Here is a 13,004-nt window from a genome sequence, read left to right on the forward strand (position 1 = left end):
AGAAATTACCGTCCCGTTCCAGCGTGTACTACTGCTTCTTCTTCGCCACCGAGCCCGAAAGCGTCGTGGATGACACGTACAGCGTCGTCCAATTCGGTGTCCTTGACCAGCACTGAGATGCGGATCTCAGAGGTCGAGATGAGGTCGATGTTGATGTCTGCCTTGGCCAGCGCCTCGCAGAACGTGGCGGTGACGCCCGGGTGGCTCCGCATTCCGGCGCCGACCAGGGAAACCTTGCCGATGTGGTCGTCGAACAAGATCTGCGTGAAGCCGATGTCTTCCTGACGCTTGGTCAGGATCTCGACGGCGCGGGGGCCGTCGGCCGTCGGAAGCGTGAAGGTGATGTCCGTCTTGTTGGTCTCCACCTTGGAGATGTTCTGCAGCACCATGTCGATGTTGATCTCGGCATCGGAGACTGCGCGGAACACCTTGGCAGCGTGTCCCGGTGTGTCCGGCAATCCGACAACGGTGATCTTGGCTTCGCCGCGATCGTGCGCGACTCCGGTGATCAGGGCCTCTTCCACAGGAATGTCCTCCATCGATCCGGACACGATTGTTCCGGGCTTGGTGGTGTATGACGAACGGACGTGCACAGGCACGTTGTAACGACGGGCGTACTCGACGCACCGGAGCATGAGCACCTTGGCACCACACGCTGCGAGTTCGAGCATTTCCTCGAAGGAAACCGTCTCGAGGCGGTGAGCGTCGGGGACGATGCGCGGATCGGCGGAGAAAACGCCGTCGACGTCGGTGTAGATCTCGCAGACGTCGGCGTTGAGTGCAGCTGCCAACGCCACGGCAGTGGTGTCCGAGCCACCGCGTCCGAGCGTCGTGATGTCCTTGCTGTCCTGGCTGACGCCTTGGAATCCGGCGACCAGAACGATCGAGCCTTCGTCCAGCGCAGTGCGAACACGGCCCGGCGTGACGTCGATGATCTTGGCGTTTCCGTGGCTGCCGGTCGTGATGACTCCGGCTTGTGAGCCCGAGAACGAACGAGCTTCGGCGCCGAGGGAGTGAATTGCCATCGCTACCAAGGAGTTGGAGATGCGCTCACCCGAGGTCAGCAGCATGTCCATTTCACGGGCCGGCGGGGAAGGGCACACCTGCTGAGCCAGATCGAGCAGCTCATCGGTGGTATCGCCCATCGCTGACACCACGACGACGACATCATTGCCGGCCTTCTTGGTCTCGACGATCCGTTCAGCGACTCGTCGGATGCGCTCGGCGGTTGCCACCGAGGATCCGCCGTACTTCTGGACGACGAGAGCCACGCGTTTCTACCTCCAGGTCGAAATTGTTTACAGATACCAGAGGTCGAGCTTACCGAGGTGGTCCTGGGACTTCCCGATGCGTACTGCTGTTCGCCTCAGATCCGCGCGGGATCAGTTGCGAGATCCGCGCTCGCATCAACGTCGCAGAACGCGAGCCACCGGCAACGTAACCGGCCACCGCGACGGCAACTCCGCAGGCGAGAAGCACGCGGATACTGCTGACCAGCGAAACTGCCAGCGCGTCGTACACCGCGACTGCCGCCTCGGATGACGGTATGTCTGAATTCTGTAAATAGACCCGCCGCACGACGGCCAGCGCCACCAACAGGGCGATCATCGCCACCGCCGTCGCCAGCCCGACCAGGGACAGTGCGCGCATTCGCCTCGGCGCAACTGCGACGGCCGCGATCGCACAGGCCAGCGACACCCACGGCAGCCAGGCCGCTGCCCGGTCGAGAGTGTTCGAGAGGTCCTGGGCCCGCACCAGCTCGTCGGACTGCAGGATCTCGAACTGCGGATCGAACGTCGGAAGACGATCGACGACGGTGAATCCGCGATCGCGGAGGTTCGTCCGCAGTTCTGTCATGATCGGCTCGAGGGACAAGGTGACTGTTCCGCTGTCGTCGGACCGAACGATGCCGTCGGTGGCTCTGCCGGTCACCATCGCAGCAAGTTGCGCGTGCGCCTGACGGTTGGCCGCGGTCCAGAGCGTCGCGAATTGGTCGCTGGAGACCAAGGACTGAGCCGCCTCCCGAACAAGTTTCTCGGCTTGTCTCGTCACCACCTGCGGAAACCGGTCCAACCGCTGCGTCAGTTCCTCGGTCAGCCGATCAACGACAGCCGCTTGGACAGCAGGTTCGGAAGCCAACGGGGCAACCGTCTCGACGTAACTGTCGGTGTCGTTCACCTGGGTGTGGACGAACAGCGCGAGCACCGAGCCGGCAGCACCGAGACCAGCGAGAACGATCAGCAGTGAACAGACGATCCAGCGGATCGAGCGCATCACGTGTGATTGGCGCGCGCCGGTCGAATCTTCGCGGTGATGTGGTGAATGCGGTGATCGTCAGCGGGTATCCGGAAGGTCTCGGTAACCCGAACGGTCATCAGGTTCCGCCCGAACAACCCGGCGTCGAGGAGGTAGTCAGCCCTCAGGTCGTCCCCGTCGACCGTCCACTCCACCTCACGAATGTCGCGGATCACGCGATACTGAGGACCTCCGGAAAGGCTGCGCCGCAAATGATTCCCCGAAAATCCGGTCTTGAGCCCGACCTCGTGGCGTACCGCGTCCGGAGCCAGCGGTACGGAACTGCCATCGTGACTGCGGAGCGCGTCGAGGTACGTGCTCGCCACGGCGATTCGGGGATCCATGGACGACAGTCCACCATTTTCGGGGCCGAAACGGCAGCACAATTCGGCGACAAATTGGACATGAGGGCGAACCCCACCGATTTCTCGCGAAATCCAGGAGTAGAGTGCTGTGCATGCAGCGCGCACTCCTTCTTGGTTGCCGCGACGGGGTCTGATCCAGACTGGCCTCCCGCCGCGGGGTTTTTGTGCGCCGGTCGACCAAGCCTTCCGGACTCATGGTCTTGACCAACAGGTCAACAGGCCGGGTCCACAATCCTGGAGATCACACCCATGTCCCCCGCTGACGCATTCACCACCGGCACTCGCACCATCACCCCGCCCACGAAGCCGGCACCGTCCGACCAGCCTGCGTGGAACACGCAGAAGAACTCGTCGATGCCGACGTTCCGCTACCGCCCGTTCGCCGAAGAGGTCGAGACGGTCACGCTGCCCGACCGCACCTGGCCGGACAAGATCATCGACCGAGCACCCCAGTGGTGTGCCGTTGACCTGCGCGACGGCAACCAGGCGCTGATCGATCCGATGAGCCCGGCGCGCAAGCGTCGTATGTTCGATCTCCTGGTTCGTATGGGCTACAAGGAGATCGAGGTCGGCTTCCCGTCCGCGAGCCAGACGGACTTCGATTTCGTTCGCGAGATCATCGAGGACGGCGCCATCCCGTCCGACGTCACCATCCAGGTGCTGACGCAGTCGCGTCCCGAGCTGATCAAGCGCACGTTCGAGGCCTGTGAAGGTGCCGAGAACGCGATCGTGCACTTCTACAACTCCACCTCGATTCTGCAGCGCCGCGTCGTGTTCCGCGCCGACAAGGACACGATCAAGAAGATCGCCACCGACGCCGCCGAACTGGTCCTCGCCGAGTCGAAGAAGTACCCGGACACGAACTGGCGCTGGGAATACTCGCCCGAGTCCTACACCGGCACCGAGCTCGAGTACGCCAAGGAAGTATGTGACGCCGTCACCGAAACCCTGGGTGCGACGCCGGCCAACCCGGTCATCCTGAACCTGCCCGCCACCGTCGAGATGGCTACACCCAACGTGTATGCCGACTCCATCGAGTGGATGCACCGCAACCTGGCCCGCCGCGATTCGGTCATCCTGTCGCTGCACCCCCACAACGACCGCGGCACGGGTGTCGCTGCAGCCGAGCTGGGCTACCAGGCCGGCGCGGACCGCATCGAAGGCTGCCTGTTCGGCAACGGTGAGCGCACCGGCAACGTCTGCCTGGTCACTCTCGCTCTGAACATGTTCACGCGCGGCGTCGACCCGCAGATCGATTTCTCGAACATCGACGAGATCCGTCGCACGGTCGAGTACTGCAACCAGCTGCCCGTCCACGAGCGTCATCCGTACGGCGGCGACCTGGTCTACACCGCGTTCTCCGGCAGCCACCAGGACGCGATCAACAAGGGCCTCGACGCCATGAAGGTCGACGCCGACAGCCAGAACTCCGACGTCGACGACATTCTCTGGCAGGTCCCCTACCTGCCGATCGACCCGAAGGACGTCGGCCGCAGCTACGAGGCCGTCATCCGTGTGAACTCGCAGTCCGGCAAGGGCGGCGTCGCATACATCATGAAGGCCGATCACGGTCTGGTGCTGCCGCGTCGTCTGCAGGTCGAGTTCTCGCAGTCGGTCCAGAAGATCACCGACGGCGAGGGCGGCGAGGTCTCGCCGAAGGAAATGTGGGACGTCTTCCACGAGGAGTACCTCGCTCCCATCACCCCGCTCGAGCGCATGAAGCAGAAGGTCACCGCGTCCGAGGAGGACGGCGGCACCGATGCGATCACCGCGATCGTCAAGGTGAACGGCAAGGAGCAGGAGATCTCGGGTACCGGCAACGGCCCGCTCGCTGCCTTCGTCGACGCGCTGGGAAGCATCAACTTCGACGTTCGTGTCCTCGACTACTCCGAGCACGCGATGTCCGCCGGTGACGACGCCCAGGCCGCGGCCTACGTCGAGTGCGCCGTGACGGGCCCGGAGGGTCAGAGCACCGTCGTCTGGGGTGTGGGTATCGCCACGTCGATCACGACGGCCTCGCTGCGCGCTGTGGTCTCGGCAGTGAACCGCGCCAGCTGACACTCAGCTCCCGACTCGTGAACAATCCCTGGTCTCACCCGATTTTCGGGTGGGGCCAGGGTCGTTTTCAGAGCACTGAAGATTTTCGGTCGATGTTTTCGATTCGGCATGACATTGGTCCCGAAAGAGTCGGTTAGCGAAGTTAACAAAAAGAATTCACCCATCGAGGATGATGCAGACGCCCCGTGCGCGTGAGATAGTCAGCTCAGACAAATCCGACTTGTGAAATGGAGCTCGACAATGGATTCCTTTTGGGACTTCCTCTGGCTGATCATCATCAGCTTCGCGTTCATCGCGTACTTGATCCTGCTCTTCTCGATCATCACCGACCTGTTCCGCGATCACAAGACCTCCGGCTGGGTGAAGGCAATCTGGATCGTCTTCCTGTTCTTCATTCCGCTGCTCACCTCGCTCGTCTACCTGATCGTTCGCAGTGACGGAATGGCACAGCGGTCCCTCGAGGCTGCGCAGCAGGTCAAGAACGCGCAGGACAGCTACATCCGTGAGGTTGCCGGAAAGTCCCCGGCCGAATCCATCGCAGATGCAAAGGCACTTCTCGACGCCGGCACCATCAGTGAAGAAGAATTCGCAGCACTGAAGGCCAAGGCTCTCGCCTGATACCGGCCCTCACTAAGCGACCCTCACTAAACCGTGAGGATTGCACTACCGAAACGGGAGCGACACTAATCGTGTCGCTCCCGTTTTGTGTTCATTCACCAACAGCTGCCCATTCACCGACAGCCGTTCATTCACCGACAGCCGTTCATTCACCAACGGCCCTTCATTCACCGACAGCCTTCATTCACCGACAGCACGCGCGACGTCACGAAAGGCGTCGAGCACGACTCCGATAGCCGGACTGCGGTTGGCGTGTAACCGAGTTGCCAATTCATAAACTCGTGCAGCGCGCACTCCCGCCACCGGTTTCCTCGACACTCCGGGATGTGTGATCGCGTATCGCGGCATCAAAGCCACGCCGTGGCCCGCCGCCACCAGTTCTTCGATGACGCGGAAATCGTTGATCCGATGAGCGACGCGAGGCTGGACGCCGGTTACCGACGCAACCGACAGCAGAACGTCGTCGACCGGAAACCCGCCGCGCACGCTTATCCAGTTCTCGTCGGCCAATTGTTCCAGCCGGACCGAATCCTGCTCGGCGAGTGGATGATCAGGCCGCAGCACCAGATCGATCGGTTCACGCATCAGCGGTTGCACGCTGACCCGGGGAAACGACGTCTCGGCTCCGCGTTCGTCACGGTGGGTGAGGATCACATCGTGATCGGCCAACAGTCCAGGGACGGCGGACGCCGGTTTGTCGACGTCGTAGGCGTCGATGTCCACGTCCGAGTTCTTCAGCGCCGTCAGGACACCGGGCAGCAGGAGCGCCGCGCCGGAGGGAAAGAACGCGACTCGCACCTTTCCCCGCGGCGAGCCTCGGTACGACGCCATCTCGTCCGCCGCCCGGTCTAGCGCCGCCACCACGTCGTCGGCGCGAAGCACCAGCGCTCGACCCGCGTCGGTGAGGCGCAGCGTGCGCCCGTCCGGTTCGAGGAGCGAGACCCCCGCTTCTCGTCCGAGGATCTTGAGTTGTTGCGAGACGGCGGACGGCGTCATCGAGAGGGCAAGAGCAGTAGCGCCGACGGTTCCTCGGTCGGCGAGCTCGCGGAGGATTCGCAGGCGCGTGGCATCCATACGGTGACGAATATCCATGTAGCAAAACTACATGGATAGTGCATCTATATTCGCTTGTTCTGATGCTTCGTACGGCTCACGATTAACGCATGACTCCCCGCGACCGTCTCCTCGGCCTGACCGTGATCGTCTTGTGGGGTCTGAACTTCCTGGCCATTCGCGTCGGCCTGGATCATTTCCCGCCGTTCTTCTTCGCAGCGCTGCGGTTTCTGATCATCGCGATTCCGGTGGTCATCTTCGTGCCGCGTCCACAGGTGCCGCTCCGCTGGCTGCTGCTCTACGGATTCGGTTTCGGATTCGGCCAGTTCGTCTTCCTCTTCTGGGCGATGCATTCGGGGATGCCGACGGGCCTTGCATCACTTGTCCTGCAGTCGTCAGCACCGTTCACCGTCCTACTCGGCGCTTTCCTGCTCCGCGAGAAGCTCAGCGTCTGGCAGGTCTCCGGTATCGCCGTCGCCGTTGGCGGGATGTCCTTGATCGGCTGGGACCGCTCGCACCACGCGGCACTGCTGCCCGTCGTCCTCACACTCCTCGGCGGCCTGTCCTGGGCGTTCGGCAATCTCGGCAGCCGCTTGGCTGCGGCGAACACCGTCGGCGAGCCTGCACCGATGCGCTTGATGTTGTGGATGTGTGTCATCCCGCCGTTACCGATGCTCGCACTGTCAGCCGTGGTCGAAGGCCCCACAGTCGGCTGGCACGCACTCGGCACCGCATTCAGCGCCGACGCCTGGCCGTCGCTGGTCGGGCTGGCCTACATCATTCTGCTCGGCACCATCGCCGGATCCGGGCTCTGGACGATGCTCATGGGCCGCTATCCCGCCGGCATGGTGGCGCCGCTCTCCTTGCTGGTGCCAGTCGTGGGAATCGGCGCGTCCTGGCTGTTCCTGCACGAGGATCCGAGCCCGTTGTCACTGGTCGGGGCGGTCATCGTGATCGCCGGAGCGAGTGCCGCACAGATGAGGCGTAAGCCCGCGAACACTGTTTTCTCGGACACACCTGCAGCCTCACCACCGGCGCGACTCGGCGTCTGACGACGCCCTGTGCCAAACTCGGGCCGTGGGAACTGGACTATCGATCACAGCGCGCGGAAAGCTCGCCATGCGAGCTGCCGCAGCAGCATCTTGGGCATCGCAGAAGGCCGGTCGCGGCAAGGGTTCGATGATCGGCGGGCTGATCGCCCTCAAGATCGACCCGACGCTCATGACTCAGCTCGGACGCGGCAAGCGCACCGTCGTGGTCACCGGCACCAACGGCAAGTCGACGACCACGCGTATGACCGCTGCAGCGCTCGCCACACTCGGTGACGTCGCGACCCAGGCCGACGGCGCCAACATGGATGCCGGGATCGTTGCCGCTCTGGCCGCCCGTACCGATGCGACGCTGGCGGCACTCGAGGTCGACGAACTGCACGTCCCCCACGTAGCCGACGCCGTGAACCCGGAAGTGATCGTGCTGCTCAACCTCAGCCGCGATCAACTCGACCGGGTCGGCGAGATCAACATGATCGAACGGAAACTGCGCGCGTGCGTCAACGCGCATCCGAATGCGGTGATCGTCGCCAACTGCGACGACGTACTGGTCACCTCCGTGGCATACGACGCCACCAACGTCGTGTGGGTTGCTGCCGGCGGCGGTTGGGCCGGCGATTCCGTCAGCTGCCCGCGCACCGGCGAACCCATCGTGTGGGAGGGAAAGCACTGGCGCAGTACCGGTTCCGACTTCGCGCGGCCCGAGCCGACCTGGTGGCTCGACGACGACAATCTCTACGGCCCCGACGGCCTGAAGATTCCGATGACGTTGACCCTCCCCGGAAAAGCCAACCGCGGCAACGCAGCTCAGGCCGTAGCGGCTGCAGCGGCTTTGGGTGCAGATCCGGTCGGGGCAGTTGCCGCCGCATCGACGGTTCAAGAAGTCGCAGGTCGATACAGCACCGTCGAGGTCGGACCGCACTCCGTTCACATGCTGCTCGCGAAGAATCCCGCCGGCTGGCAGGAAGCGCTGTCGATGATCGATCCCACGGTGGACGGTCTGGTCATCGCGGTGAACGGTCAGGTGCCGGACGGCGAGGACCTCTCCTGGCTGTGGGACGTGAAGTTCGAGCACTTCGAAGGTGTCAAGGTAGTGGCCGCCGGTGAACGCGGAACAGATCTGGCAGTTCGCCTCACGTACGCGGGCGTCGAGCACACTCTCGACCCGGACCCGTTGCGCGCCATCGCTTCCTGCCCTCCCGGACGTGTGGAGGTACTGGCGAACTACACGGCCTTCCGTGACCTCAACACTGCCATCGCGAAGGAGTCTCGCAATGTCTGACTCGACAGTTCGCATCGGTCTGGTACTCCCCGACGTCATGGGCACCTACGGCGACGGCGGCAATGCCCTGATCCTGCGTCAGCGTCTACGGATGCGCGGCTACGACGCCGAAATCGTAGACATCACCCTCAGCGATCCGGTCCCCGATTCGCTCGACGTGTACACGTTGGGTGGCGCCGAGGATTCCGCTCAGCGCCTCGCCACGCGTCACCTCGCGAAATACCCTGGCCTGCAACGTGCCGCCGAGCGTGGCGCACCGGTTCTGGCGATCTGCGCTGCCATTCAGGTGCTCGGCAACTGGTACGAAACCTCCAGCGGCGAACGCGTCGACGGTGTCTCGATGCTCGACGTCACAACCTCGCCGCAGGAGAAGCGTTCCATCGGCGAAGTCATCACGAAGCCGCTGATCGACGGACTCACCGCGCCCCTCTCAGGTTTCGAGAATCACCGCGGCGGAACAACTCTGGGTAGCTCAGCCTCTGGATTCGCACGTGTCACCCATGGTGTCGGAAACGGCGTCGGCGACGGATTCGAAGGCGTCGTGCAGGGTTCGGTGATCGGGACGTACATGCACGGACCCGCTTTGGCTCGCAACCCCGAACTCGCGGACCTCCTGCTCATGCGCGCCTTGGGTGTGAACGAGCTTGAACCCCTGCATCTGCCCGAGGTCGACAAGCTCCGCAAGGAGCGACTCGCGATTCGCTGACCCGGTTCAGACGGTTTCGGATTTGCCCTCGGTCAGAATCAGTTCCACGGCTAACAGCGCAGCGCAGGCCAGTCCCGCGACCAGCTCGGGCACCGCGGTGTAGGTACCACCGAGCACGACGACTATCGCGACCGAGAACGGCACGAGGGTGCGTACCGAGGAGTCGTGTAGTCGAATGTGGATGAACCACAAGGCGGCAAGGATGACCGCGACCGGAACGGTGACGGCAGCACCCGTCACCAACGCGCTGCCGTCACCGTGATGAGTCCAGAAGTCGACGCGCGAGGCCAACCCCGCACCGATGGCGGCAGCGGCGGCGAAGATGAAGTAGTGACCGAACCCCCAGACGAAGGGTGAGACGTTGTCACCGCCGATCACTTCGCCTGCATTGCGTTGGAAGTACAACCACCACAGGCTGAAGACAATCAGAATGCCGCCGATCACGACGTAGGTGACCTGCGCTGCCGGATGCTCACCGTCGACCGCGTCCTGAATCGCGATGGTGGTCGAAAGGATCGTCTCGCCCAGAACGATGATGAAGAACAACGAGTACCGCTCCGCGATGTGATGCGGGTGCCACGGCGTCATGCCCGGCTTCTCCGACCAGATCGGTACCGCGAATTCGCACAGAACCAACACCAGGAACGTCGGGACGTAAACGGCGGACGGCACGAAGTAGAAACCGATCCAACCGATCTGGACCAACACGATTCCGAGAGCGTATCGACGCGCCGTGAGCGCATGCTCGGGGTCGTTCCGCGAGACCCTGAGCCATTGGATGACCAGTGCTATTCGCATGATGACGTAGCCGACGATGATCAGCAGGGCGTCGTCGTTGAAGAAGCGGACGATGCCGGCTGCAAGGACCAGCGATCCGAGGATCTGGAATATGGTCAGCAGCCGGGCGATTCCGTCGTCGTTGTCGTACGCCGAGGTGAACCACGTGAAATTCAGCCACGTCCACCAGATCGCGAAAAACGCCATCGCGAAGTGCCCGACGCCCGAAGCCACGTGCCCTTCGCTGATCGCGTGGTGCAGGCCGGTGGCCGCTTGAGCGACCGCCACGACGAAGCAGAGGTCGGTGAGCAGTTCGAGCGGCGTCGCCACCCGGTGCGGCTCGTGCGGGTCCCGCGGAACCAACGGCCTGATGAACGAACTGGTGCGATTCACGAAGGGCAGAGTAGCGCGATGATTGCCGACGCGCTGCCCGTGACTGGAACCTGTCGTCTCAGATATTCACGCCGACGCCCCGATCTGGGCTCGGATCTCCAACTGATCGGCGAGTTCGGCGCCTATCGCCCCCGCGCTCCCCAAAGTGAAGGCGATCTGCCGTCCCCACAGGAAATAGCGGTGAATCGGATAGTCGACATCCGCGCCGATTCCGCCGTGCATGTGCTGGGTCGCGTGCACCACGCGCAAACCGCCGCGCGACGCCCACCATTTGGCGACCAGCGCAGCCGCTTCCGCTTCACTCTCGACTCCGCTGTCCATCAGCCAGGCAGCGCGGTGGGTGGTCAATCTTGTGCTCTCGGTGTCGAGGTACGCGTCGGCGGCCCGGACGGCAACTGCCTGGTTGGTCGAGAGTGGACGTCCGAATTGCACTCGCTCGGAGGTGTATTTCGCCGTCATCGCCAGCGCTTCCTCGCAGACGCCGGTAGCCAGGGCCGCCAGAGCGACCCGCGCACGTCGTAACGTCCAGTCTCGAACCACCGCGCCGTCCGCGGGAAGTGCGTCAGCTGCAGTAACCGCAACCCCGTCGAACTGCACAGCGCTGTTGCTCTCGCGGTTCGTCACCGCAAGCGGTGTACGCACCAGCGCGTCCCGGTCCGTCGGCACGATCATCACGGTGACACTGCCGTCCGGCATCGTCACCGGAACCACCAGTGCGGCAGCGAACTCGGCGGCCGGTACGGAGTCGACGTGGCCCGACAGCACCCAGCCGTCAGGAGCCGGCTCGGCGCGAACTGCCGTCTCGGCGTTGTAGCCGGTGTCGAAGGCGCCGGTGACGATCACCGAGCCGTCGAGCAGTCCCGGAAGCCACGACGCTTTCTGCTCCGTACTGCCGAACTCGGCAATCGGCAGCGCTGCCGTCGAAATCACCGACCAGAGCGGCACCTGGGCGACCCGGCGGCCTTGTTGTTCGAGCACCGCTGCCAGGCCTAGCATTCCGAGTCCCGCTCCCCCGACTTCCTCTGGCAGAGGAATTCCCAGAACGTCGGAGTCGGCGAGGAGCTTCCACAGTTCGGCGTCGAAACCGCCGGCGCCCTCCACTTCCCGCAGGCGGTCCACTCCGGACTTCGCCGAGAAGATCGATTCACTCAGATCCCGCACGGCGGACAAGTTGTCGTCGAATTCGAATTCCATGTCAGCTCTTTTCGTTCTGTGCAGCGGGCCGGCGACGCGCAGCAAGCGCCATGCCCAGACATTTTGCGGCGACAATTTCACGCATCACTTCGTTGGTACCACCGCCGAAGGTGTTGTTCTGGGCGCGTCGACCCAGGTTCTCGACCCGCCCTTCCAATACCGCTCCGGGTGTGCCGGGGCGCAGTAAGCCCTTGGCGCCCAGCACTTCCTGCAGCATGCCGTACGCACTGACGACGGCTTCGGTACCGAAGATCTTGGCCGCGGCCGAATCCCCGCCGCCCAAGGTGTTGGCGGCGACGTCCGCCACCAGTCGCAGGTTCATCAGGTCGGCAGCACTGAGCAGCGCGTAGACTTCCGCCAATTTCTCACGTACCCAGCCGATGTCGTAGACGTGGCCGTCACCGGCGGGCTCCGTCTTTGCCCACTCGACCACCTCGGCGAAGAGTTCGTTGGCGATGCCACCGCGTGCGGCCAGGGCAACACGTTCGTGGTTGAGCTGGTTGGTGATGAGCTTCCACCCTTGATTGAGCTCACCGACGACATTGGTGATCGGTACCCGAACATCTTCGTAATAGGTGGCCGAAGTGCTGATTCCACCCACGGTGTGAATTTCGGTGACCGAGAAACCCGGCGAGCTGGTCGGCACCAGGACCACGGAAATACCCTGATGCGTCGGCGCGTCAGGATCAGTACGAACGGCAAGCCAGACCCAGTCGGCAAACACACCGGCACTGGTGAAGATCTTGTTGCCGTTGATGACAAGCTCGTCACCCTCGATGCGGGCGCGTGTTTCGAGTGCCGCGAGGTCGGTGCCCGCATTGGGTTCGGTGTAGCCAATGGCAAAGATCAACTCGCCCGCCAGGATCGGACGCAGGAAGAAGTCCTTCTGAGCTTGCGTCCCGTGCTTGATCAGAGCGGGTCCGACGGTGTTCAGCGTGACCAGCGACAGCGGCGCATTGGCGCGAATCACCTCGTCGTAGAACACGTACAGAGCTTCGGGGTTCTCGCCCCGACCGCCGAATTCCTCCGGCCACCCCAAGCCCAGCCAACCGTCTTTACCCATCCGGCGCAGGATGCGATCGAAGACGGGGCCGCCTTCGGTCTGATCCACGAGAGCACGGCGGTCTTCGTCGTTGATGATCTCCGCGAAGTACGCCCGCAATTCCTTGCGCAGAGTCTTCGACTCCTCCGACAAATCCAAGTACATGGTGAAA

General features: G+C 63.3%; 12 protein-coding genes. 5 read left to right on the plus strand and 7 right to left on the minus strand.

Features of this window, described 5'->3' with window-relative positions:
* Positions 1-5: 5 nt before the first annotated feature.
* Genes RhoBH5_RS20695 through RhoBH5_RS20705 form a run of 3 tightly spaced genes read right to left on the minus strand, consistent with a single transcriptional unit; the run spans position 6 to position 2,639 of the window.
* Positions 6-1,271 carry an aspartate kinase gene (locus RhoBH5_RS20695; RefSeq protein WP_003943494.1) on the minus strand — a complete coding sequence of 422 codons (1,266 nt, stop codon included), beginning with the start codon at positions 1,269-1,271 and terminating at the stop codon, positions 6-8.
* A 49-nt stretch (positions 1,272-1,320) separates the two neighbouring features.
* Positions 1,321-2,274 (minus strand): hypothetical protein, encoded by a 954-nt coding sequence (locus RhoBH5_RS20700; RefSeq protein ID WP_050656980.1) that lies wholly within the window; start codon positions 2,272-2,274, stop codon positions 1,321-1,323.
* The gene (locus RhoBH5_RS20705) at positions 2,274-2,639 is read right to left on the minus strand and encodes a hypothetical protein (RefSeq protein WP_270008734.1); all 366 of its coding nucleotides are present in this window, start codon (positions 2,637-2,639) and stop codon (positions 2,274-2,276) included. The genes RhoBH5_RS20700 and RhoBH5_RS20705 overlap by 1 nt, the downstream gene beginning before the upstream one ends.
* A 270-nt stretch (positions 2,640-2,909) precedes the next feature.
* On the opposite strand from RhoBH5_RS20705, the gene leuA reads away from it, so the two are divergent.
* A complete protein-coding gene (gene leuA / locus RhoBH5_RS20710; RefSeq protein ID WP_003943488.1) occupies positions 2,910-4,718 on the plus strand; it encodes a 2-isopropylmalate synthase in 1,809 nt (602 codons plus the stop codon).
* Between the two features lie 240 nt (positions 4,719-4,958).
* A complete protein-coding gene (locus RhoBH5_RS20715) occupies positions 4,959-5,336 on the plus strand; it encodes an SHOCT domain-containing protein (protein ID WP_003943489.1) in 378 nt (125 codons plus the stop codon).
* Between the two features lie 180 nt (positions 5,337-5,516).
* On the opposite strand, the gene RhoBH5_RS20720 is transcribed toward RhoBH5_RS20715, so the two are convergent.
* On the minus strand, positions 5,517-6,410 hold the full coding sequence (locus RhoBH5_RS20720) for a LysR family transcriptional regulator (RefSeq protein ID WP_003943476.1): 894 nt from the start codon (positions 6,408-6,410) through the stop codon (positions 5,517-5,519).
* Positions 6,411-6,499: 89 nt separating this feature from the next.
* Here RhoBH5_RS20720 and RhoBH5_RS20725 point away from each other — a divergent pair, with 89 nt between their 5' ends.
* The 3 genes from RhoBH5_RS20725 to RhoBH5_RS20735 are packed head-to-tail and all read left to right on the plus strand — an operon-like array spanning position 6,500 to position 9,426.
* A complete protein-coding gene (locus tag RhoBH5_RS20725; RefSeq protein WP_003943484.1) occupies positions 6,500-7,441 on the plus strand; it encodes an EamA family transporter in 942 nt (313 codons plus the stop codon).
* 25 nt (positions 7,442-7,466) lie between these two features.
* Entirely contained in the window at positions 7,467-8,720 is a 1,254-nt protein-coding gene (locus RhoBH5_RS20730; protein WP_003943457.1) for a Mur ligase family protein, read from the plus strand.
* On the plus strand, positions 8,713-9,426 hold the full coding sequence (locus tag RhoBH5_RS20735; RefSeq protein ID WP_007731510.1) for a type 1 glutamine amidotransferase: 714 nt from the start codon (positions 8,713-8,715) through the stop codon (positions 9,424-9,426). The genes RhoBH5_RS20730 and RhoBH5_RS20735 overlap by 8 nt, the downstream gene beginning before the upstream one ends.
* Positions 9,427-9,432: 6 nt before the next feature.
* On the opposite strand, the gene RhoBH5_RS20740 is transcribed toward RhoBH5_RS20735, so the two are convergent.
* The 3 genes from RhoBH5_RS20740 to RhoBH5_RS20750 all read right to left on the minus strand — a co-directional run bounded on the left by RhoBH5_RS20740 (position 9,433) and on the right by RhoBH5_RS20750 (position 12,997).
* Positions 9,433-10,596 carry a low temperature requirement protein A gene (locus tag RhoBH5_RS20740; protein WP_030535704.1) on the minus strand — a complete coding sequence of 388 codons (1,164 nt, stop codon included), beginning with the start codon at positions 10,594-10,596 and terminating at the stop codon, positions 9,433-9,435.
* Positions 10,597-10,662: 66 nt separating this feature from the next.
* Positions 10,663-11,790, minus strand: coding sequence for an acyl-CoA dehydrogenase family protein (locus tag RhoBH5_RS20745; RefSeq protein ID WP_058227094.1), 1,128 nt, complete (start codon positions 11,788-11,790; stop codon positions 10,663-10,665).
* Between the two features lies 1 nt (position 11,791).
* Positions 11,792-12,997 carry an acyl-CoA dehydrogenase family protein gene (locus RhoBH5_RS20750; protein WP_047271591.1) on the minus strand — a complete coding sequence of 402 codons (1,206 nt, stop codon included), beginning with the start codon at positions 12,995-12,997 and terminating at the stop codon, positions 11,792-11,794.
* Positions 12,998-13,004 lie beyond the last annotated feature (7 nt).

Origin of the sequence: Rhodococcus sp. BH5 (assembly GCF_027583855.1) — a bacterium.
Classification (GTDB): domain Bacteria; phylum Actinomycetota; class Actinomycetes; order Mycobacteriales; family Mycobacteriaceae; genus Rhodococcus_F; species Rhodococcus_F qingshengii.